19 protein-coding genes, 4 tRNA genes and 1 other RNA gene are annotated in these 21,832 nt (G+C 41.6%); 11 read left to right on the top strand and 13 right to left on the bottom strand.

Annotated elements, in window-relative coordinates; genetic code table 11:
* Positions 1-2: 2 nt before the first annotated feature.
* The 3 genes from DC083_RS01160 to DC083_RS01170 all read right to left on the bottom strand — a co-directional run bounded on the left by DC083_RS01160 (position 3) and on the right by DC083_RS01170 (position 3,520).
* Positions 3-1,142, bottom strand: a complete 1,140-nt coding sequence (locus DC083_RS01160; protein ID WP_109188454.1) for a hypothetical protein — start codon at positions 1,140-1,142, stop codon at positions 3-5.
* A 237-nt stretch (positions 1,143-1,379) separates the two neighbouring features.
* Positions 1,380-3,044: a hypothetical protein gene (locus DC083_RS01165; protein WP_109188455.1), complete on the bottom strand. Its 1,665-nt coding sequence runs from the start codon at positions 3,042-3,044 to the stop codon at positions 1,380-1,382.
* A gap of 116 nt (positions 3,045-3,160) precedes the next feature.
* Complete coding sequence (locus DC083_RS01170; protein WP_109188456.1) at positions 3,161-3,520, bottom strand: YajD family HNH nuclease; 360 nt, start codon at positions 3,518-3,520, stop codon at positions 3,161-3,163.
* A 423-nt stretch (positions 3,521-3,943) separates the two neighbouring features.
* On the opposite strand from DC083_RS01170, the gene DC083_RS01175 reads away from it, so the two are divergent.
* From DC083_RS01175 to DC083_RS01205, 7 genes are all read left to right on the top strand, one after another.
* Positions 3,944-4,192 carry a hypothetical protein gene (locus tag DC083_RS01175; protein ID WP_109188457.1) on the top strand — a complete coding sequence of 83 codons (249 nt, stop codon included), beginning with the start codon at positions 3,944-3,946 and terminating at the stop codon, positions 4,190-4,192.
* Positions 4,193-4,339: 147 nt separating this feature from the next.
* The gene (locus DC083_RS01180; RefSeq protein ID WP_109188458.1) at positions 4,340-5,605 is read left to right on the top strand and encodes a multifunctional CCA addition/repair protein; all 1,266 of its coding nucleotides are present in this window, start codon (positions 4,340-4,342) and stop codon (positions 5,603-5,605) included.
* 70 nt (positions 5,606-5,675) lie between these two features.
* Positions 5,676-5,752, top strand: a tRNA-Pro gene (locus DC083_RS01185).
* Between the two features lie 37 nt (positions 5,753-5,789).
* Positions 5,790-5,866 (top strand) — tRNA-Arg (locus tag DC083_RS01190).
* Positions 5,867-5,931: 65 nt separating this feature from the next.
* Positions 5,932-6,007 (top strand) — tRNA-His (locus DC083_RS01195).
* A 72-nt stretch (positions 6,008-6,079) separates the two neighbouring features.
* Positions 6,080-6,156: transfer RNA gene (locus tag DC083_RS01200), tRNA-Pro, on the top strand.
* 497 nt (positions 6,157-6,653) lie between these two features.
* On the top strand, positions 6,654-7,103 hold the full coding sequence (locus DC083_RS01205) for an MORN repeat-containing protein (RefSeq protein WP_109188459.1): 450 nt from the start codon (positions 6,654-6,656) through the stop codon (positions 7,101-7,103).
* A gap of 119 nt (positions 7,104-7,222) precedes the next feature.
* Here DC083_RS01205 and DC083_RS01210 read toward each other — a convergent pair whose 3' ends face one another.
* Positions 7,223-8,638 (bottom strand): MFS transporter, encoded by a 1,416-nt coding sequence (locus tag DC083_RS01210; RefSeq protein ID WP_109188460.1) that lies wholly within the window; start codon positions 8,636-8,638, stop codon positions 7,223-7,225.
* 470 nt (positions 8,639-9,108) lie between these two features.
* Here DC083_RS01210 and rnpB point away from each other — a divergent pair.
* The 3 genes from rnpB to DC083_RS01225 all read left to right on the top strand — a co-directional run bounded on the left by rnpB (position 9,109) and on the right by DC083_RS01225 (position 11,263).
* An RNA gene (gene rnpB, locus DC083_RS01215) (RNase P RNA component class A) lies at positions 9,109-9,461 on the top strand.
* 20 nt (positions 9,462-9,481) lie between these two features.
* Positions 9,482-10,333: a peptide chain release factor N(5)-glutamine methyltransferase gene (gene prmC / locus DC083_RS01220; protein ID WP_109188461.1), complete on the top strand. Its 852-nt coding sequence runs from the start codon at positions 9,482-9,484 to the stop codon at positions 10,331-10,333.
* Between the two features lie 123 nt (positions 10,334-10,456).
* On the top strand, positions 10,457-11,263 hold the full coding sequence (locus DC083_RS01225; RefSeq protein ID WP_109188462.1) for an IclR family transcriptional regulator domain-containing protein: 807 nt from the start codon (positions 10,457-10,459) through the stop codon (positions 11,261-11,263).
* Positions 11,264-11,536: 273 nt separating this feature from the next.
* On the opposite strand, the gene htpX is transcribed toward DC083_RS01225, so the two are convergent.
* The 5 genes from htpX to DC083_RS01250 all read right to left on the bottom strand — a co-directional run bounded on the left by htpX (position 11,537) and on the right by DC083_RS01250 (position 15,976).
* Complete coding sequence (htpX, locus tag DC083_RS01230; RefSeq protein ID WP_109188463.1) at positions 11,537-12,418, bottom strand: protease HtpX; 882 nt, start codon at positions 12,416-12,418, stop codon at positions 11,537-11,539.
* A 454-nt stretch (positions 12,419-12,872) separates the two neighbouring features.
* The gene (gene rplS, locus DC083_RS01235) at positions 12,873-13,244 is read right to left on the bottom strand and encodes a 50S ribosomal protein L19 (protein ID WP_026879683.1); all 372 of its coding nucleotides are present in this window, start codon (positions 13,242-13,244) and stop codon (positions 12,873-12,875) included.
* An 89-nt stretch (positions 13,245-13,333) separates the two neighbouring features.
* Positions 13,334-13,954, bottom strand: a complete 621-nt coding sequence (locus tag DC083_RS01240; protein WP_026879682.1) for an L-threonylcarbamoyladenylate synthase — start codon at positions 13,952-13,954, stop codon at positions 13,334-13,336.
* 648 nt (positions 13,955-14,602) lie between these two features.
* Positions 14,603-15,250: an NUDIX domain-containing protein gene (locus DC083_RS01245; RefSeq protein ID WP_109188464.1), complete on the bottom strand. Its 648-nt coding sequence runs from the start codon at positions 15,248-15,250 to the stop codon at positions 14,603-14,605.
* Positions 15,251-15,349: 99 nt separating this feature from the next.
* The gene (locus tag DC083_RS01250) at positions 15,350-15,976 is read right to left on the bottom strand and encodes a YcbK family protein (RefSeq protein ID WP_229822057.1); all 627 of its coding nucleotides are present in this window, start codon (positions 15,974-15,976) and stop codon (positions 15,350-15,352) included.
* Between the two features lie 382 nt (positions 15,977-16,358).
* On the opposite strand from DC083_RS01250, the gene dnaB reads away from it, so the two are divergent.
* Complete coding sequence (dnaB, locus tag DC083_RS01255) at positions 16,359-17,753, top strand: replicative DNA helicase (protein ID WP_109188466.1); 1,395 nt, start codon at positions 16,359-16,361, stop codon at positions 17,751-17,753.
* Between the two features lie 425 nt (positions 17,754-18,178).
* Here the strand turns inward: dnaB and recO are convergent, their stop codons facing one another.
* From recO to lpxB, 4 genes are all read right to left on the bottom strand, one after another.
* Positions 18,179-18,946, bottom strand: coding sequence for a DNA repair protein RecO (recO, locus tag DC083_RS01260; protein ID WP_133243354.1), 768 nt, complete (start codon positions 18,944-18,946; stop codon positions 18,179-18,181).
* Between the two features lie 24 nt (positions 18,947-18,970).
* Positions 18,971-19,504, bottom strand: a complete 534-nt coding sequence (mlaD, locus tag DC083_RS01265; RefSeq protein WP_109188468.1) for an outer membrane lipid asymmetry maintenance protein MlaD — start codon at positions 19,502-19,504, stop codon at positions 18,971-18,973.
* A 110-nt stretch (positions 19,505-19,614) separates the two neighbouring features.
* Complete coding sequence (gene rnhB / locus DC083_RS01270; protein WP_109188739.1) at positions 19,615-20,217, bottom strand: ribonuclease HII; 603 nt, start codon at positions 20,215-20,217, stop codon at positions 19,615-19,617.
* A gap of 314 nt (positions 20,218-20,531) precedes the next feature.
* Positions 20,532-21,737 carry a lipid-A-disaccharide synthase gene (gene lpxB / locus DC083_RS01275; protein WP_229822066.1) on the bottom strand — a complete coding sequence of 402 codons (1,206 nt, stop codon included), beginning with the start codon at positions 21,735-21,737 and terminating at the stop codon, positions 20,532-20,534.
* Positions 21,738-21,832 lie beyond the last annotated feature (95 nt).

Genomic DNA, 21,832 nt, shown 5'->3' on the forward strand with positions numbered 1-21,832 from the left:
CTCTACACACCAAACTTCATATCATCAACGACAAATTGCCAATAATGCTCCGTACTTAAGACTAAACGGGTAATATTGCGATAATCGGCATCGAGCCAGAATGGCCCTAAAGCAGAGAGTTTGAAAGCATCTTTTGCGATTAGCTCCCCACCGCGCCAAGCTTCTACGTGTAAGGTTTCCCCTTGTGCGCTATTGAGCCAAGCCGCCGTAAAGTAAGCGCCGTAAAAATCAAAGCCCTCTTCCTTTTCAATAAAGACAGGATAGCCTGACGTATTGTAAGCAACATATTCACCGGAAATGGTACCGTTACTATAACCCTCCCCTTCAAAAGCATAATGAATCACATTCAGATTACGCCATTTGAGTGAACCCACACCATTTGGCATCTTCTGCACATTACGATCTGTAATATTTTCAAAATCTACCAAGACTTTCTGCGGCTTATGGGGAACCGCCTGTGATCCAGCACCAAAGACCACGTTACTCACTTTGATCGGCGCTGTTTGAAGTTCAAATATCCGTTGCTGCACTTCAGAGCCATAGCGATATTCCAATTGCCATTGCCCTTGGTAGCCTTCAAATGAGTACTCACCATCTGCATTGAGCGGTATTTCAATCTTCTCTTTATTAGGTGCGATGGCCGTAATCTTGACTGCTTTAATATCATCTTTCCGGGTAAAGCCATCTTCACCTTTCAACAATACGGCGCCTGAAATCGTTAAAATTTGCGCAAGTCCAATCGGTTCAGGCACATTGTCACACACAATACCAGGACGAGTATTCGGTTTTTCAACATAAGTGATCTTCTGAATCGCATTACCGGTCGTCACCATCCAACCATCTGGCAGGATCACTTCAAAGGTATAAACACCCGGCGCACGCACCTCGACCTTCTTCGCCACTTCAGAATGAGGATCGACAATCGAATTGTTGAAATTCACAAAGCCATTCAAATTTGATCGGCGGACAGCCCAAGAACCATCTTCCCGAGTCATTCTCACCGCAATTTGAATCAGAGGACGATCTCCAATGTCGTAGATTCCATTTCGATTTAAATCATGGAATATATAATGGGAGACATTGGCATAACCAGGATTCACGGCAGGCCAATTTTGACGATCTTCGTAATATTTAAAACTCATTATTCTATTCCTATCGGATTGATTCAGTTAGATAATTCTTCAATAAAATTCATATATCGTAAGATTGGTTCAAAATAAGCTGGTGCAAGTGCCGGCATATCGGTTACAAGAAGCAAGACAGCGGTTCTACCGAGCATCTTGCAAATACTGTACTTCACACCTGCATTGAAGTTCTTTTAAAATCCAATATTAGCTACTTAAAAACTATTGTTCTTAAACTCCATTGACTATAGTAATTTAAACAGGTTCACCATAGTTCTTTTGAATATAATCAAGGATCGGCATTAATTCTGTGCGCTGCTCATCTGTTAAATTTTGAATATCAGCCGCAATAGCTTCTCGTAATCCCGCTAATGGGATTTTGGGATTCACATCGATAAATCCCGGAATGTACTTATTATTTAGCTGAAAATTTGACTCATAAACCCAGGCAGCAAGTAACGCATGACAATCATAATTAGGATATTCCTGATAAGGGCTTAATTCCTGCAATTCTATCATCTGATCGACTAAGCGTGTAAAAGCATAAATGACACTATCGGTGCCATAGAACATAATGTCAGCAATGCCCGTTGTTGGCCAGATTCGACTATAAAACACATTATTTTCAACACCCTTGAAAAATTCGGGGGTGATTTTTTCTGTAACCTTAACATCTGGGCGCACACGAATGATGATGTCATACTTGCCATTTGCTAAAGCAAGGTCAAAGGCCTGCTTAATTCCCCAAAACATCTTAATTTGATTTAATGTACCGCGATGACGAGAAAATCCCTCAGGATGAATCAGAGAATCGGTAAATCTCTTTTCACTCTCGACAATCATTTTTTGGGGCTTAAAAATTCGTTCAAAAAGCTCAGCGTTAATCGGTCGCGTCAATGGTGTTCGCAATATTTTATTCGCTTTAGGGATCAGAGGCGTTAGACGCTCTAAATCACGGTGATATTTTTCAGGCAATACTTTTTGCGCATCTGAGCCAAAGGTTCTCCATACACTCGGCGCGCCGCCATATCCCGTCCAATAAGACATCTGATCCCAAGTGTGAATATAGACATCCGCAGCTAATGGATCAATTAAGTTTTCTTTCACACTCTCTAAGCAGTGTTGATGATTACGGTAGCTCCCCGAAATACAGACCGCGAATTTTAGTTTTTTAGGATAGCGCGATAAATCATTATTTTTCTTGATATTATTCTTAAATATCTCAAACAAGGTATCTCGGAGTGATAGCTCTAAATACGGAGTATCTACTATTGCATGTTGAAGATAGGTTAAATGATTAAAGTTCTGCTTCGGTAAACGGAAAAACCCTTGAATATCATGCGCTAACACATAATCAAAGAGTTGTAAGTAACAGGTATTACGACGCAATTGTTCCGTTTTTTGGGCATTTTTAAAAAAAACAATAAGATCAATGACCTGATTACGATCGAATACTATTGTAGAACTTTCTAATAACAGCATAAGATAGAAACTAATCACCATATTGGCAAAAAAAGTATCTTCTCTCTTCTCATCGCTGACCATCGTCAACAATAGTTGTTTCAAAGAGAGCAACTTCTCTTCACTTAATTCATACATCGATAAAGGTTGCCATATCTGCAAACGCCGATCATTAGTAAAATCATAAATACGCTTAATATTCGGCAGCTCCGTGACAAATTGCCCCAACAAGGGATTCGCAGCATCGACATAACGCATGAAATAGAAAACAACATCTAATCGCCCGACATCACAACAAAAAACGACAAAGTCACTGTACGCTTTTGCATGATCAAAACGTTTGACTGATTTTGCCCGTATCGCTTGCCATAGCGCTTCCGTAATGCTTAAAGATGGTGCACTTTCTATTTTTGAGGGGGCAATGGTCAGATTTAACAGTGTTTTCTTGAATGACAGCATAGTTCTCCATTTCAAAAATGATGATTAGTTGAAGTCGATCAATTGACCTATGAATCAATTGACCTATGAATATCGCGACTTCTTATCACTACTTCTTATCACTACTTCTTATGGCTCTATTTCTTCAACATCTTCGCTAAATCAGCAAAAGGATTATGGGTTGCAATGGCTGTCTTCCCATCCGTATTGGCTGTCGCATTCGTGCGAGCTTCTTCTAAACGTTGATGTTCATTATCATGACAATAGAGACAAAGTAACTCCCAATTACTCCCATCTGCAGGATTGTTATCATGATTATGATCCCGATGATGGACTGTCAGCTCTCGAACATTGCGATGATCAAATTCCCGCTGGCAGCGCCCGCAAATCCAAGGGTACATTTTAAGTGCTTGCTCTCGATAACCTTGCTCACGAATACGGCGATTTTGGTGGGTTTCGGCAATGATTTGATCTAAACGTGAAGATGATTGCGTCATAAGAAGATCCTTGAGTATAAACCTTTGAATATAAATCTTTGAATATAAATCTAATATAAATCTTTGAGTATAAAAACAAAGTAAGACAAAATAAGACAAAATAAGACCAAATAAGTCTAATCTAATGCGAAATTGAACAATCGCATCATTAAACGGTATCGCCTATTATAGCGTGTGCAATGGTAGAGCATAATGAATATCTTATATCGATTGTCATTATTTTATCTATCTAATCTTCAATGTATTGTACTAAGGGTAATATATTCAAACAATTCAAAAGCATTATAAGATATTGGATAAAAGCCTGACTTTTACAGCAGTTAAACCTGATGATTTGATACCTAAGAAAAAAGAATCAAAGTCAAAAAGCAGTAGGGTCAAGATGTAGTCTTTATTTTTAACATATTGAATAGGATATTTTTTATGAACACTATCGAATTTGAATCAATGAATTTTATGAGGAAAGATGCTTTTTCTGAATCTGTAATGACGGCAATCGCATTTATCGGAAATAGAACCTTAAATAAACACCCCAAATTAAATGAAATGATCCTCTTAAAAGAACAAATTGAAAGCACGAAAGCGGAAGATATTAACGAGCTTTACGAAGCCAATATTAATAAAGTTACGAAGATCATAGACGAGTTAAAAACTATGCCTGTTTTAATTTAAATCTAGATCGTATTGATCGGGGTAATATTTAAGATAACGATTGAGAGCGTATTACTCCTATAGCTAATGTTTTAAAATCTGCGAGCAACAATAGATAATAGAAAATAAGGTATAATGGTTTCTTATTAAAATTTATGAAATATGATTATGAACCATTCTACAAAACAGACGAAAAAAACCTACCTCGTCGGTGGTGCTGTTCGCGATAAACTGCTTGGCCATCCCTATCATGAACAAGATTGGGTTGTGGTCGGTGCAACACCTGCCGAGATGGAGAGTGAAGGCTTTCTCTTAGTGGGTAAAGATTTCCCGGTTTTTCTCCATCCTGAGACTAAAGAGGAGTATGCCCTTGCCCGTGCTGAGCGTAAAGTGGCAAAAGGTTATCGAGGATTTGAGATCTCTGCGGACCCCTCGATTACCCTTGAAGAAGATCTTCGCCGGCGGGATTTAACCATTAATGCGATTGCAGAAGATGAAGATGGCACATTATTTGATCCCTATAACGGGGTGGCCGATATTGAGCAACGAATTTTACGCCATGTAAGTGAGGCGTTTATTGAAGATCCGGTGCGAGTGTTGCGGTTAGCGCGATTCTATGCCCGCTATGCGCCTTATGGTTTTACCATTGCCGAAGAGACTAAGGCCCTTGTAAAAACAATGATTGCAAATGGGGAGCTAGAAGCACTCACGCCTGAGCGGGTCTTTCAGGAGCTCAATAAAGCTCTAAGTGAGGCGGAACCACAACAATTCTTCTATGCTTTGCAAGAAGTGGGCGCTTTAAAAATCCTCTTCCCGGAAGTTGATGCCCTGTTCGGCGTACCCCAAACCGCTCAATATCATCCTGAGATTGATTCAGGAATTCACACAATGATGGCGCTTGAGATTATTGCCAAGATGACGGATGATCTGCCGACTCGTTTTGCGGTACTCTGCCACGATTTTGGGAAGGCGATTACCCCGCAATCAGAATGGCCAAGCCATAAAATGCATGAGATTCGCGGCGTTCCGCTTGTGGAGGAGTTCTGCCGGCGCTTAAAAGTTCCGAATCATTATCGCGACATTGCTTTAAAAGTGACAGAGCACCATCTTTTGATGCACCAAGCTTTTGAGCTTCGCCCGAAAACATTGCTAAAGCTCCTCAAAAATCTCGATGCCATTCGTAAGCCTGATAATTTACGCCGTTTTGTCGATGCGTGTAAAGCTGATGCAAGAGGTCGACTTCATTTTACAGATCGCCCTTATCCGCAGCGTGAATATCTATTAGCCATTCGAGAGGCGGCTTCACATATTGATGTGCAGTCTGTCATCAAAGATATTGATAAAAAAGCGATTCCTGAAGCAATTGAAAAGGCGCAGTTACAAGCGATTCAAAGTTATATTCGAGAATACCGAGAAAATACGCTTAAAGATTAAACAAAAATTTGACGGTTTAGGTTTAATGCCCTATCATACAGTTCTTCTTGGAAAGCAAGAATAAAATTTTCGGGGCATAGCGCAGTCTGGTAGCGCATCTGGTTTGGGACCAGAGGGTCGGGGGTTCGAATCCCTCTGCCCCGACCAATTTTACAATTCCTATGCGGCCCTAAAGTGCTTTAAAGCGCTCGTAGCTCATCTGGATAGAGCATCGGCCTTCTAAGCCGAGGGTAGCAGGTTCGAGTCCTGCCGAGCGCGCCATTAAGCATTACTTTGTAATCGGGCGCACAATTCTAAGAAGCAAACAGAGACAGTAAATCATTATGGTGGGCGTAGCTCAGTTGGTAGAGCCCCGGATTGTGATTCCGGTTGTCGCGGGTTCAAGTCCCGTCGTTCACCCCAATTTACTCTCTTCACTCTTATTGTAAGAATAGCAACTATTCATTAATACAATCTGAGTCACCATTTTAAGTGCGGGGCATAGCGCAGTCTGGTAGCGCATCTGGTTTGGGACCAGAGGGTCGGGGGTTCGAATCCCTCTGCCCCGACCATCTTAAAATTCTCTCTATAGAAAATCTCCTCTCTATAAACTCCCCCTATAAACCTTATCTCAATAAACCTCATCTCAATAGACTCTCTCTACAATATTTAAGTCTTAGCATTAGTCTTAGATACGATGTTTGTCTAGGCGCTCTCTATCTGCATTCTCAATATCTGCCATTTCAGCACCTATTGCCTCGTTCTATTATCTCCCTCCTTCTCTATTCCCTCTAAAAATGCACGAGGATTTGCCCTCATTCACCCATTCAGATAAGATTTGACAATATTATTGTAATATCGGTTCAAAATAAGCTTATTGAAATGCCGGCGCATCAACTGATCGAGACAAGAAAGCTATTCTATCCGGCATCTTGCAAGTATTGGTGAGTCAGGTTTTATCTTCTTTTAAAAGCCCGCAATAGCTGTTTAAAAACCATTTTTCTTAAACCAAATTTACTATATTGTTCTCTTCTTGATTATTGTCTTCTTATCTACTCAATGAGGTCTTATGAAACGTCTTCTACTTCTAACAACTTTCGCCTTTGCACTCTCCGCCTGCGCCACGCATCTCCCAACACAACCGGCAGCGAATGCACCTTACATTGAAGCGCTACAAGAGATTAAAGCCCTTTCACCTGATCAATATCTCAAATTACCGAATGAATCGATCTATATCGGTGAGATTATCGAAGGTCAAGCGAATGGCTTCGGCAAAATTATTACGCCCGATGGCTCTATCTATCAAGGCGCCATTAAAAATGGACAACCCAATGGATTTGGCAAAAGCACAATGAGTAGCGGTGAAATCTATGAAGGGGAACACCGGAATGGTATCTTTGACGGACGCGGACGACTCACCTTAAGCGATGGCTCCACATTTATCGGCACTTTCAAAAATCACAAAGTCGATCGTGGCGAGATGATCTTCCCTGACGGACAGCGTGCAAGCAAACGATAATGATAGATTAATTGATTAATTGATTAATTGATCATCAGCAACAGATCAATCATCAGAAAACAGACAAGCTATGCAGTAGCCGGCATCGAATTACGCCGGCTATTGATCAGTAATGTCCACTATTTCACACTACGACCTGCAAGAAAATCGCCATCCTCTTTTTTCAATTTGGCAAAGATATAAGTCGCAATCAAAGTCAAAACCCCCATTGTAATAAAGGTCAGTTGGAAAGCTTTTTCGGTATTTTCAGTCGGAAACCAATGCTGCGCAATATAGAAGTTCAGAAACAGCGCTGCAAAGGCAACCCCCAAAGTGAGCGCTAGTTGCTGGTTCACTACCATTAAACTATTACCACTGCTCATCTGCTCTTTCCCTAAATCCCCTACCGTTAAGGTATTCATTGCCGTAAATTGCGTTGAGTTACAGAGCCCTAAAATATAGAGCTGAATCACAAGCGCCCACATCGGCATATCACGCCCGAAAATCCCAATGGTAATGATAAAAAGACTAATCAATACTGTATTCCAAATGAGAATCCGGCGATAACCTAAGACATGTAGAATCTTCGTCACAAGCGGTTTCACCGTCAATCCACCCACCGCAATCGGCACTAAAAGCCAACCCGCATCACTTGGCGAATATCCTAAAGCCACTTGGAAAAAGAGCGGCAATAGAAATGGCATTGCGCTAATCCCCAAACGTGCCACAAGGTTTCCATTTAAGCCAATTCGAAATGTCCGCACGTCTAACAGCGTTAATGAGAAGAGCGGTTTATCTTTATGTTTTGCATAGAACCAATACCAAACAAGAAAAAAGAAGCCTCCGAGAATCATCGGTATGGCTAACCACTTAATCTCTCCTCGAATAGAGTATTCAAGCCCAAAGGTAATGAGAAATATCGCCAATGCGAAGATAATATATCCTCGAAGATCAAAATGAAATGGGGCGCCTCTGAAATCGGGCATAAAGAATGCCGCTAGAATCAAGACAATCAACCCAATCGGTAGATTAATCAAGAAGATCCAATGCCAACTCGCATATTGCACCAGATAGCCCCCTAATAGAGGTCCTAGAATCGGCCCGATCAATGCCGGCGTAATCGCATAATTAATCACTCGCAGGTAATCTTTACGATCGTAAGCTTTCATCAACGCAAGACGCGCCACCGGCGTTAACATCGCGCCACCAATCCCTTGTAGAATCCGAGAAAGCGTCAATTGCGTTAAGCTCATCGAAAGCGCAGCAAAGAGCGATCCTAGCGTAAAGAAGATCACCGCAAGCAAAAAGGTATGCTTCGTGCCAATCTTATCGGCAACAACGCCACTAATCGGGGCACAGATTGCTAATACCAAGGTATAACTGATGAGAATCGACTGAATCTTTAATTCTGGCTCATTTAAGCTCAATGCAATACTCGGCAATGCTGTATTAAGAATTGTGGTATCGAGCATCTGCATAAAAATCGCTATCGCCAAAATCACCGGCAGCAATCGCTTCGACCGACTCTCCTTCTCTGAGAGTATTTCTGCACTCATTATTGTCTCTCCCTTCCCTATTCTTATCTTATTTTCTCACTATCATCTTACCTTATAATCATAGGCTGATTGGCTAAGAAGATACAGAGATATAAACTTTTTAAATCAATGCAACCTCTATTACTTTCCAATTCAAATAAGAGCTGACACAAGGCGGGATAGAACGATCCTGTAACCAGACCAAGAGTGCGCCCGCAGGTGAGCGATTTTATAATCCCTCAACACTCACAATTGTTTAAACTATCAACACAGGATGAATTTAACATCTTCAGCAACAGGAATTGCTCAAACTGCCGACACGAGATTGTTAGAAAAACGAGATCATTCTCCCCGGCGATGAATCAGTTTTATTGCTTTCAACAACTTTTTCTTCTAACACTTTTCAATAACAGAATCTCCTTAAAATCATTTCCCCATAAATTAGATTTAAACATTGCGTTAAGGCACAAAATTAGGCACAATGTGCGACTTGAGTTAGCCAGATAATCGCTCGTCTCATTAGAGGCTAGAGGAAAGTCCGGGCTCCTCGGATCAAGGTGCTAGATAACGTCTAGAGGGCGCGAGCTCATGGAAAGTGCTGAAGAAATTAAACCGCCTAAAGATCGTTAGATCTCGGTAAGGGTGAGAAGGTGCGGTAAGAGCGCACCGTACGAGAGGTGACTCTTCGTAGCTGAGGTAAACCCCACCTGGAGCAAGACCAAATAGGAGTACATTAGACGTGATCCGCGTTGTACTCGGGTAGGTCGCTTGAGGTTAGGAGCAATCCTAACCCTAGATGAATGATTATCCACGACAGAACCCGGCTTATCGGCTAACTCATCCCCTTTTTTATCAAAGCGTACTATGATGATTACGATTGCAGAAGCACTCACTCTCGGTGCAGAGAAACTTCAACATCTCCCCAATCCTCCGTTTGAAACCACTCTTCTCCTTGCTTTCTCATTGAAAGTGAATCGAAGCTACCTCATTGCCTTCCCAGAGAAAGAGATCACGCAAGAAACCTATCAGCAATATCTCAACAGGCTTGAACGGCGTGCGAATGGCGAACCGTTTGCCTATATTACCGGCGAACGGGAATTTTATGGCTTATCCTTTCAGGTCAATCAGGAAACATTGATTCCGAGAGATGATACCGAGATTATTGTCGATCAAGCGCTCTCACTGATGCCGCAAGCAACACAAACTGATTATCGCTTGCTCGATTTAGGTACCGGTAGTGGCGCTATTGCTTTAGCGCTCAAAAAATGTCGACCAGATATTACTGTCACAGCAGTGGATTATTATGAAACAACGCTCAAGATCGCAATAGCAAATGGCGAACGAAATCAGTTAGAGATCAACTGGCGTCAGAGTGATTGGTTTTCCGCATTACCGCAACATCACTTTGATATGATCGTCTCTAATCCCCCCTATATTGACCCGCTCGATCAACATCTTGAGGGCGACGGCGTAAAGTTTGAACCTAAGCGGGCACTTATCGCCCATGATAACGGTTTAGCAGATCTCTATCATATCATTGATACCGCGCCAAACTACTTCCGCAAAGAGGGATACCTGCTTCTTGAACATGGTTATGACCAGCGAGAAGCCCTGCAACTTAGAATGCAAGAACGAGGCTATCGTGAGATTCGAACGGTGAAAGATTATGGCAATCAAGATCGGGTGACCATCGGTTTCTTTCCAAGATTACCGTAGAACAATAGCGATTATTACAAAAATCCCTTATTATAGAGCGCACTAACAGATGTTTGTAACTTTATTATTCATTGATCTTCACAAACACAACCCCATGAGATCGACCCGCAATAGAGAGATTCTATGTACCAAGCTATTATTGATGAAATGAATCCCATTCTTGAACAACATGCAGAGGATTCCGATTTTATCACTGCATTTGCAAGAGGCATGATGATTTTTCAAATTCTCTCAGTCAGTCAACGTCCGATGACGATCTCTGATATTGCAAAAGTCACAAGCTTCCCGCGCGCAACCGTCCGCCGAGGACTCTACACGTTACTACAGCTCGGCTATGTGATACAGGAAGATCGCTATTATGAGCTCTCCTCTAAAATTCTTACGTTAGCGCATAGTTACCTCGCATCACAGAGCTTACCCAATATTGCTCAACCGATCTTAGAAAATATGGCACGAGAAGCAAATGCGCCAGCCTCTATGGCCATTTTAGTACACAATGAGATTATCTACATCGCCCGCGCTTCTGTGAATAATGGTCGTATTATCGCAGATACTTTGACGATTGGTAGCCACCTCCCTGCTTACTGCTCCTCTATGGGACGCGTACTTTTAGCAGCAGAGCCTACTGAGAAACAACTTGAGATCCTCAATAAATCACAACTTCGTCCTTATACTGAACATACTATCTATGAAATTGAGGCGCTTCTTAAAAAATTCGATGAAGTGAAAACACAAGGTTATGCACTGATTAATCAAGAACTTGAAATTGGTCTCTACTCTATTGCTGTACCGGTATTTGATAAAAGCGGCCATACAGTTGCAGCACTGAATATCAATATCCACTCACTACAACAACAAGCCGATGAAGTGGTTGCTAATAATCTCCCTATTCTCCAACGTGCAGCAAATCTCTTAACAAGTTTTATTTAAGATTCAGCCTGATCTAAACTTCCATCGATTATTTTCTCGTTCCCATAGAAAAAGCCTCAAGAAATCTATTTTCTTGAGGCTTTATTGCTTGATATCACTTCCATCATTGTATAATAAGATCGGTTCAAAAGAAGCTGATTGAAATGCCGGCGCATCAGCTGTAATAAGTAAGGAAGCCGTTCTATCCGGCATCTTGCAAGTGTTGGTGAGTCAGGTTCTATACTTTCTTAAACCAAATTTACTATAATACTCAGAGATGATGAAAGGCCCTATCTAACCACGTTGATCTGCGGCTAATAGTGCTTCAATACGCTTCTCTAATGGCGGATGAGTACTAAAAAGGTTACGAATCGAACCGGTAAAACCAAACGCCGCAAACTCTCCAGGAAGATCTTGATTCATCTCAGGGCGACGACGTAGTGCATCTAAGGCATTGGCCATTTGCTGATTAGAAGTGAGTTTTGCACCGCCGGCATCCGCTCTAAATTCCCGATGACGACTGAACCAGCTTGCGATAATTTGCGCTAAGAAGCCAAAGACTACCTGCAATACTAATGTGGTAATAAAGTAGACACCGGAACTTGTTGCATTACCCTCCGAATTACCGCGAGAAGCAACGACTTCGGCAATAATCCGCGAGAAGAATACAACAAAGGTATTGAGCACACCTTGCAGTAGCGCCATCGTCACCATATCACCATTTGCCACGTGTGCCATCTCATGTCCAACGACTGCTTCGATCTCATCTTTATTCATAACACTCATCAAGCCAGTACTAATCGCTACAAGAGAGTTATTTCGACTAGCTCCTGTTGCAAAAGCATTCGGCTCAGGAGAGTCAAAAATACCGATTTCTGGAGTATTAATGCCAAGCATCTCCGCTTGACGCTTCACAATATTCACATACCAAGCTTCAAATTCGCTTTGAGGAGATTCAATAATATGCACGCCCATTGTGCGCTTTACTAAGCTCTTTGACATCAAGAGCGAGATGATAGAGCCAGCAAAACCGACAACAGCACAGGCAAGCAACATAGGCCCATAACCTCTACCCCCCGAGATAGCTGTATCTAATCCCGTAATTTTAAGGATAATCGTAATGACAGCGATGACGGCAATATTCATGCCCGCCCATAATAAAATTCGTTTAAACATAGCACTCCTTTAATTTTGCAAAAAGGGAATCATTTTAAAACACCTTTGGAAAGTTTTATCAAATCATACCAATATTTCTAGATATATGGGGATTTTTCCGCAAAATACAAGCAACTCATTGATTATATTTTATATTTCAAATTCAGGTTAACTCAGTGCGGGATAGAACAACCGAGCCACCAGACAAATCGAGCGCCCGCAGGTGAGAAAGCTCTCAACTTTTCAACTCCTCAACTTCTCAAATGGTTATTGACCGGCATTGATGAAGCCAACCCGCAAACCATTGAAAGATACACAATCTGCCGGCACACGATTGCAAAAAGAACGGGATCATTCTCCCCGGCGATGCGATGAATGTTCTTATGGATTCTAAATAGATCAATAGAAAATAGAGATAGAAAAAAACCTTGATGATAAATCACCAAGGTTCTTCTCGAAAGAATAATTGAGTAAATTATGCAGTCGCTGCAGTTTTGCGCGCTGGTAATTTCTCTTTGATTCTTGCTGCACGACCTGAAAGCTCGCGAAGATAGTAGAGTTTCGAACGACGAACGCTACCACGACGTTTAACGCTGATGCTTGCGATCAATGGGCTGTAAGTTTGGAAAGTACGCTCCATGCCTACACCATGAGAAATACGTCTAACGATGAATGAAGAACCTAATCCACGGCTCTTAATTGCGATTACAACGCCTTCAAATGCCTGAATACGCTCGCGATCACCCTCTTTAACCCGAACATTTACGATGATAGTATCGCCAGGGTTGAAAGCAGGAAGCTCTTTGCCTTGCATTGCTTCTTGCTCTAATTGTTTAATAATATTCATTTGTAAAACCTTCTAATGTAATAACCATCTTACCCAGATTTATTCTAAGCAAAGCATTATACACCAATAATTAGATATTGGTACCACTTTTATTCAAATAAAGTCGTAGAACCTTGCCCTTGACGTAATACTTCTGGAGCACCATTGCTCAAATCTACTACGGTTGTCGGCTCCATGCTACAAGCGCCACCATCAATAATTCCATCGACATGTTGGCCGATAATCTCATCAATCATTGAAGCATTATTGAGCTCATATGCTTCATAACCAGGCACTTTTAGCGTCGTTGAGAGGATAGGAGCCTTGAGCGCCGCTAAAACAGCTTGGATTATAACATGATTTGGTACACGAAGTCCTACTGTATTTCTTTTAGGCATTAAAAGTTTTTTAGGGACTTCTCGTGTTCCCTTCAAAATCAAGGTATAAGGCCCTGGCAATATCGCTTTTAATAGACGATATTGCGGATTATCCACCAAAGCATAATGCGATAATGAAGAGAGATCTTGACACATTAAGGAGAAATAGTGGGATTTACTGCTCTCTTGGCGAATTTTTAAAATTCGATCCATACCTTTTTGATTCCCAATCATACAACCAATGGCATAACTAGAATCAGTGGGATAGACTAATATTCCTTCATTTTGCAAGATATCAACCGCTTGCTCAATCAATCTTGCTTGAGGTGTTTCTGGATGAATATGTAGTAACATCGATTCCTCCTTATTATTCTAAATAAATCTTAGTATAGCTCAATTTACGATCAAATCTTATCTAATCTTATTGAGGTTCTTTTTATAGAAAATATGGTTAAAAAGAAAGATTTTTTGAGCACCCAATATGAGATTTTAAAAGAGCATCAAACTGTGTACTAAACAATACTTGCAAGATGCCGGATAGAACAGCTTCCTTGTCTCTATCAACCGATGCGCCGGCATTTGAATAAGCTTATTTTGAACCGATCTCACTATAAAAGAACATCAAACCGTACTAAACAACACTTGCATGATGCCGGATATAACGGCTTCCTTGCCTCTATCAGCCGATGCGCCGGCATTTGAATAAACTTATTTTGAACCGATCTCACTATAAAAGAACATCAAACCATACTAAACAACTCTTGCAAGATACTGGATAGAATACCTTCCCTGCCTCGATCAACCGATGTGCCGGCATTTGAATAAGCTTATTTTGAACCGATCTCACTATAAAAGAACATCAAACCATACTAAACAACACTTGCATAATGCCGGATAGAACGGCTTCCTTGCCTCGATCAGCCGATGCGCCGGCATTTGAATAAGCTTGTTTGAATCGATATTACTATATAATTCTTCTATGATAAGACTGATCAGAATGAACTATGACGATTGCAAATAATCTTGATAATGCAATTTCAACCAGAGTATCGCAATCATCGTAAAACCATTATCTAAAATCCCTTCATCTAACATTTCAAAAGCTCGCGCTCTTGAAACCACAAACGCCTCAATATCTTCCCCCTCTTCCTCAAGCCCATAATAGCCGCCGGCATTTGAGAGATCACATAATCCAAGATAGAGATGCATTTTACCGGCATCACTGCCTGTTGAGGGGAAATAGCTATAGATCGAAATCAAGGATTCAAGTTCAACCCCCGCTTCCTCTTTCGCTTCCGCCCTTGCCACTTGCTCAGGCGTTGCTTGCCAATCGATAGTACCGGCAATAATCTCTACCGTCCAAGGGCTTTCTCGCTCTGCACGATCTAATAAAGGTACTCGTATCTGCCGGACAAAGAGAATGAGATCATGATGAGGGTCATAGAGCAAAACACTGACCGTATCTGCACGCTGAATCACTTCTCGGCGAATATTATGAAATCGACCACCATTGAAACAATCATGATCCACAGTCACAGCATCGACTTTAAAGAAACTATCTAAAATTCGTTCTCGTTTTGTGATCTTCACATTATGACGATCTAGTTGGCTTGTTAATGTCTCTGTCGGTTGTTTGATCTCTTTGGCCATATTATTCCATCCCTCTTAAACTTTTAACGACATCCCTAAAATCCATTCCCACAAAAAAAGCCATTCCGAAGAATGGCCTTTATCGATTCTAAACTTGATTTAGCTACCCCAAGTTCTCACTTGTCCGCTGTCGATATGCACAAATGCCGAACGACTATAGTAGCCTACACCGCCCGCTTTAAGCGAAAGCGCTGCATTTCTTAAATTCCGTGTAGAGATACCAGGCATACGAATATCAATTGCTTTTGCCTTAGTATGGAAACTGCTCTTCGCAACACCACGCATTGTGTGTCGGAGCATTTCATTGGTTTTATTTGAACGGTAACCACTTAAACCGTGAACAGGTTTGCCGTAACCTAATTGTAAGGTCAATGCATAAAGTTGATCTAATACATGTGGGTCATATAATTTTGCAGTTTTAGTTCTTCTATCACGAAGTGCCCAAGAGATCTCATCGAGTGACTCACGAATATAACCTTCGCCTGGAACCCAATATACTGTACGAGTTGTCTCACCTAATGCCGGTGTATAAAGCACTAACTCACGTTCATTTGAGAGCGCTTGTTTCGCCAATGCTGGATTAAAACCAAAAATCCCAAATACTGCAGAACCTGCTAAAACACCTGTCGCCGCTTTGAGAATATTACGACGATTATCACAGATAATCTCATTATGTTTTTCTATATATGTCTCTGTATCTGTAATGATTAATTTATTATTATCCATGTCACCTGACCTCATAGTGCCTGCAAAATACAGACTGTACAACTAAACCTGTTTGAATTGAGTTAGTCTAATAGTCGTTATGTAAAATTGCAACCCAAGTTTTGTAAAACATTAAAATATATGTCAATTTCTATTATTGACACAATATTGATAATGATTAATACAGCTGAAATATTAAGATATTACACTTTATCTCTCAAGTAAATTAAAGGTTAACCGATAAATTTAGTGAGTCTACTCCCTTCTATCGAATCTTCATAGCTATGGTTCAGATCTATGATAAAATAACGCTTCATTTACGGTTCCATATCGTTTTTATTACGTTTTTTATCACGTTTTTATCAATTTTTCATTCGTATTTATTTCTTGATCTGTAGGACCTATGCAAAATAGACAATCATATAATGATTCCGATCTCTCCCAAATCAAAACACCGCCCCACTCTATTGAAGCGGAGCAGGCTGTTTTAGGGGGCTTATTGATCGATCGAGATGCGTGGGATCGCATCGATGGTATTTTGGGCCCTGGTGATTTTTATAGTAAAAACCACCGTATTATTTTTGAAACGATTCAATCGCTCTACCACGAAAATCAGTCCGTTGATATTTTGACGGTCAGCGATGATCTTAAACAGCGCGAATTATTAGATGAAATCGGTGGCATTCCCTATCTTGCAACGCTTGCCCAAGATATGCCATCCGTCAGCAATATTAAGGCTTATGCCAATATCGTTTATGACCGTTCAGTAATTCGTCAGTTAATCGGTGTCGGAACAGACATTGCCGATTCAGGATTTAATCCACAAGGTCGCACCAGTAATGAACTGATTCAATTTGCAGAGCAAGCCGTCTTTGCCATTGCCGAACAAGGCACTAAGCAGAATGCCGGGTTAATCGATATTCGCGAAGTTTTAAAGAGCACTATCGCTCGTATTGATGAACTTGCACAAGCAAAAGGTGGGGTGACGGGTGCGCCGACAGGCTGGGATCAGTTTGATGAGATGACATCAGGATTACAAAGTGGTGATATGATTATCGTTGCCGGTCGTCCATCAATGGGTAAAACAACCCTCGCAATGAACATGGTAGAACGTGTGGCAATGTATACTAATAAACCCGTTGCCATCTTCAGCTTAGAGATGCCCGCCGAACAGCTAGTAATGCGGATGTTCGCCTCTATTGGAGGAATTGAACAGGGGAAAATTCGTACCGGCGAACTTAATGACCTAGAAGCCAAAAAGCTTAGTGATGCCACACAAACCCTTGCACGCACTAAGATATTTATCGATGACACGAGTGGATTAAGTCCCTCAGAAGTACGCTCAAGAGCGCGAAGATTGCAACGTGACCATGGGCAACTCGGTCTTATCATGGTGGATTACCTGCAATTAATGAGCGTTCCCGGCATGTCTGATCAACGTGTTGCCGAGGTTTCTGAGATCTCTCGGTCACTTAAATTAATGGCAAGGGAGCTCAATGTCCCGGTTATTGTTCTCTCACAGCTAAACCGAAGCCTAGAGCAACGTCCGAATAAACGCCCTGTAATGAGTGACCTTCGTGACTCAGGGGCGATCGAGCAGGACGCTGACCTTATCTGCTTTATCTACCGAGATGAAGTTTATAATGATGAATCCCCTGAAAAAGGGGTTGCCGAAGTGATTATCGCAAAACAGCGTAATGGTCCTATTGGTACCGTTAAACTTAGCTTCCAAGGCAAATTCTCTCGCTTTATGAATCTCTCAACCCGAGATTTCGCCGATCAATTTATGGAAGAGTAATCCGGATTTCACACTTGCTGATATCTCATCGAAATAGAGCCCCTCATTAAAGAATAAAGTGAGAGGCTCTATTTTTATTCATCGGTAACGATCAATGCCGAGCGATTAAAGAATCACTCAACTGCGGGCGCACGATTGATCTGGTGACTCGCTCTTTCTATCCCGCACTGCATTAGATTGTATTGAGAAAAATAAGATAAGAATAAGACAACTTACCGCATCGCCGGGACGAATGATCGCGCTCTTCTAACAATCCCGCGCCGGCAAGTTTGGCATCTTCAATGCCTTGCTGATCGACATCATTAGCACCGGTCAATAATCGTTTGAGCCGTTGAGAGATCACTCACTTGCGGGCGCACGATTGATCTGGTGACTCGCTCTTTCTATCCCGCACTGAATTAACTTCTATTTAGAATCACTTGGTTTTACCGGCCTTTACCATAGAGTTTTTGCATCCAAATGCGCGATTGTAGTGGCTTACCTTCCAATAAGGGCTCAAAAAGATAGCGCATCATATTACGATACTCGACACTTTCTATCTTGCTCAACGGCGCTTGTGCCAATATTTTGAGAATCAGCTCGCCAACAATCGGAAAGGTGCCCGGTAATGAGATCGGTAACAGTCCCTCTTCAAATGAGAGATAATAACGGCGCCCGGCAATCACTTTTCTCCCCTCATAATCTTCAGTTAAATCAGGTAAAACCCCTAATTCTCGCAATAACTGAAGCTCAAACTGTCGTAAAAATGGGGTAATATCTAAATCCGATTGCTCTGATTCTAATAAGGCTTCTAAAGCTAATTGATAATATTCAAAGAGTGCCGGTGCTTCTTGATGTTGTGGCAATAATTTCAAGAGTAATTCGTTGAGATAATAGGCAGTCCAGATCGCTTTACCACTTAATAGACGCTGTGTTACAAGATCCACCGATTCAATAAAATGAAAACTCTGCCCCACTTTTAAATGCCAATCACTCGTGGTAAATAGCTCCAAAAAATTGAGCGGCTTTTTGGGATTTGAGCGCCCACGGGCTAGCAGTGGAATCCGACCATATTCCCGAGTAAATAGTTCCACTAAAAAACCGGACTCTTTAAAGGGACGCTTATTGAGCACGATCCCTAAAGTCCGGTCTAATGAATGAGATATCGCCATCATCTCGTCCACTTCATTATAGGATTGAAGCCATCGCTGCACATATCACTTCAATCACCTGATCAATTAATCAAGCAGAGATGCAGGTTTAAAAGGCGCATCATTGCCCTTTTCTTCTACCTCTGCAGTATCACTCTTACCGCTACCACCAAATGAAGCCATCAACTGCCCAATAAGGCGTTCCATCACGAATGCGTCTTGCGTCATGCGGATTTTATCGCCATTTTGTAATAACTTCATCGCACCACCGGGATCAAGGGCAATATATTGCTCACCCACTAAACCAGAGGTGTTTATTGCTGCAATTGTATCTTGTGGAATGGGCACAGAACTATCAAGTGATAATGAAACCACTGCTTCATAATTATCATGATCTAAGTTGATGCCGGTAACCTGCCCTACACGCACGCCGGCAATCATCACCGGTGCTTTCACTTTAAGCGAACCGATATTGGTAAAAGAAGCCGTTACTTGAATGGGCTTACCGCCACCTAAGCCCACCGTTGCATTACTTGCATTAAACGCAAGCCAAGTAAATGCCACAATGCCACTTAGAACAAAGATACCGACTACAAAATCAAGCCATTTAGAATTTTTCATTGTTGACCTTTCCCTCAATAATTTGCCATATTCTACTATGTTTTACCCTAATTGTCTTCAGGGTAGCAAAATCGCCATAATATTTTCTTTTATTTTAATGATATCGTTTATTATTGTGAAAATTTCTCTAACACTTTTCTCACAGGAGCAAAAGAGCTTCGATGTAACGGTGTTGCACCATACTCATTCAGCGCTTCTAAATGCGCTTTTGTGCCATACCCTTTGTGCTTCGCAAAGCCATATTGAGGATAATTTTGATCCGCTTCATACATTGATTGATCTCTCGCATCTTTCGCTAAAATAGACGCGGCACTAATCTCTGCAAAGAGTGCATCCCCTTTGATAATACAAGTTGCCGGAATAACACTCTTCGGATCTTGATTACCATCGACCCGAAGAAGATCAGGTTGAATCGCTAATCCTTCAACAGCTCGGCGCATAGCTAGTAAAGTCGCTTGCAGAATATTGAGTGAATCAATCTCCTCAACGGAGCTTGAAGCAATCGCCCACGCTTTAGCTTTCGCCTTAATTTCAAGGGCTAAAGCAGTTCTACGTTTTTCTGTCAGTTTTTTTGAATCAGCAAGACCACTGATCTCAACCTCCGGATCTAAAATCACAGCAGCGGCAAATACCTCACCACACAGAGGCCCACGCCCGGCTTCATCAACACCGGCAATCCATAATGGCTCACCACTATCTTTAGTGGATTCCATCGTAAAAAGGGCTAAATCTTCCTGTTGCATATATTCTCTTCTTATATTGAATTAAACGGGATTCACCGCATGAGGTTACTATTTGACTGAGCTATTTGACTGAGTTATTTGATCGAGCTATAGGATCGGCCTATTCAAGACTTGGTATAGTAAATATGGTTTGAGAAAAATGTTTTTTAGACAGCTATAGTGCCGGATTAAAAAAACATAAAACCGTACTAAACAACACTTGCAAGATGTCGGATAGAACGGCTTCCTTGCCTCAATCAGCTGATGCGCCGACATTTCAACAAGCTTATTTTGAACCGATATTACTATAAAATCTTTCTCTGCTTGAGCAGTGAAATCACCGCATCCGCCGCTGCACTATCGGCATTTCGACGTAATTCCTGATGAAGCGCTGTAAATTTAGCAATTTTAGTACGATTCTCCTCATTGTCCGCAAGCGCTTTCTCCATCTCATTGACAATATTCTCCGGCGTGACCGCTTGTTGAAAGAGTTCCGTCACAAGAGTGCTTCCTGCTAAAATATTTGGCAATGAGAAATGACTAATCTTCACAATCTTCGGCGCAAGCCAGGCAGTAAAAGCATTGAAACGGTAACAAACGACCATTGTTTTCTTCAACAGCATCGCCTCAAGTGCCGCAGTACCTGAAGCCAAGAGTACGGCTTCAGAAGCGGCCATGACATTGCGTGATTCTCCCTGAAATACACCAATGCGCTCTTGTAATGATGCAGGCATAGAGTGAACCATTGTCATAATCATCTCATAGATCGCTGGCGTTGCTGCCGGGATTAGAAATCGAAGAGAGGAATCTCGTTGACTCATCGACTCCATCGCTTGTAAAAAGATCGGCAATAATCGACTAATCTCGCCTCGACGACTTCCCGGTAAAACAGCGACATAACGAACTTTTAGACCAGAATTTTCCGGCGTCAATCCTAAAGTTTGTTGCGCTTGTGTGGAATCAACCACTAAAGGAATTTCATCCCCTAACCGATGACCGACACAGACAGCATCCACTTGATGTTTCTGATAAAAGTCCACCTCAAAAGGAAAGAGACAGAGTACTCGATCGATCACTTTACGGATTCCCTTTACTCGACCTTCACGCCAAACCCAAACAGAGGGAGAGACATATTGAAATGTGGTGATATCTAATGATTTTAAATCCTTCGCTAAGCGTAGATTAAAATCAGGCGCATCAATACCGATGAAACAGCAAGGTTTTCGGGATATTGCAGCTGCAACTAATCGTTTTTTTACGCGAAACAGTTTCGGAAGTTCTTTTAACACTTCCACTAACCCCATAATCGACAAGGTTTCTAGCGGCTCTAAAGATTCAAGTCCTTCCTTCATCATCTCAGGTCCGCCAATGCCAAAGAAAGAAGCTTCAGGGTAAGCCTGCTTCAATGTTCGGATCAAACCGCCACCAAGTAGATCGCCGGATAGCTCACCTGCCACCAACATAAAGACAGGCGCACCCTGCATCACTTGATCATCTACCCCTTGTTGCATCGTTATACCTCTGTCTAGTTGAATGAATGTTGAAATATCCTACAATGAATCTACTTCTTATTACGATTATCGGGATAATATAGTAAATTTGGCTT

Source organism: Ignatzschineria ureiclastica, from assembly GCF_003121845.1.
GTDB classification, from domain to species: Bacteria; Pseudomonadota; Gammaproteobacteria; order Cardiobacteriales; family Wohlfahrtiimonadaceae; genus Ignatzschineria; species Ignatzschineria ureiclastica.

Bases quoted from the DNA above. Each gene is read 5' to 3' on its own strand.
- DC083_RS01160 (WP_109188454.1), bottom strand. From the start codon at position 1,142: ATGAGTTTTAAATATTACGAAGATCGTCAAAATTGGCCTGCCGTGAAT.
- DC083_RS01165 (WP_109188455.1), bottom strand. From the start codon at position 3,044: ATGCTGTCATTCAAGAAAACACTGTTAAATCTGACCATTGCCCCCTCA.
- DC083_RS01170 (WP_109188456.1), bottom strand. From the start codon at position 3,520: ATGACGCAATCATCTTCACGTTTAGATCAAATCATTGCCGAAACCCAC.
- DC083_RS01175 (WP_109188457.1), top strand. From the start codon at position 3,944: ATGAACACTATCGAATTTGAATCAATGAATTTTATGAGGAAAGATGCT.
- DC083_RS01180 (WP_109188458.1), top strand. From the start codon at position 4,340: ATGAACCATTCTACAAAACAGACGAAAAAAACCTACCTCGTCGGTGGT.
- DC083_RS01205 (WP_109188459.1), top strand. From the start codon at position 6,654: ATGAAACGTCTTCTACTTCTAACAACTTTCGCCTTTGCACTCTCCGCC.
- DC083_RS01210 (WP_109188460.1), bottom strand. From the start codon at position 8,638: ATGAGTGCAGAAATACTCTCAGAGAAGGAGAGTCGGTCGAAGCGATTG.
- prmC (WP_109188461.1), top strand. From the start codon at position 9,482: ATGATGATTACGATTGCAGAAGCACTCACTCTCGGTGCAGAGAAACTT.
- DC083_RS01225 (WP_109188462.1), top strand. From the start codon at position 10,457: ATGTACCAAGCTATTATTGATGAAATGAATCCCATTCTTGAACAACAT.
- htpX (WP_109188463.1), bottom strand. From the start codon at position 12,418: ATGTTTAAACGAATTTTATTATGGGCGGGCATGAATATTGCCGTCATC.
- rplS (WP_026879683.1), bottom strand. From the start codon at position 13,244: ATGAATATTATTAAACAATTAGAGCAAGAAGCAATGCAAGGCAAAGAG.
- DC083_RS01240 (WP_026879682.1), bottom strand. From the start codon at position 13,954: ATGTTACTACATATTCATCCAGAAACACCTCAAGCAAGATTGATTGAG.
- DC083_RS01245 (WP_109188464.1), bottom strand. From the start codon at position 15,250: ATGGCCAAAGAGATCAAACAACCGACAGAGACATTAACAAGCCAACTA.
- DC083_RS01250 (WP_229822057.1), bottom strand. From the start codon at position 15,976: ATGGATAATAATAAATTAATCATTACAGATACAGAGACATATATAGAA.
- dnaB (WP_109188466.1), top strand. From the start codon at position 16,359: ATGCAAAATAGACAATCATATAATGATTCCGATCTCTCCCAAATCAAA.
- mlaD (WP_109188468.1), bottom strand. From the start codon at position 19,504: ATGAAAAATTCTAAATGGCTTGATTTTGTAGTCGGTATCTTTGTTCTA.
- rnhB (WP_109188739.1), bottom strand. From the start codon at position 20,217: ATGGAATCCACTAAAGATAGTGGTGAGCCATTATGGATTGCCGGTGTT.
- lpxB (WP_229822066.1), bottom strand. From the start codon at position 21,737: ATGCAACAAGGGGTAGATGATCAAGTGATGCAGGGTGCGCCTGTCTTT.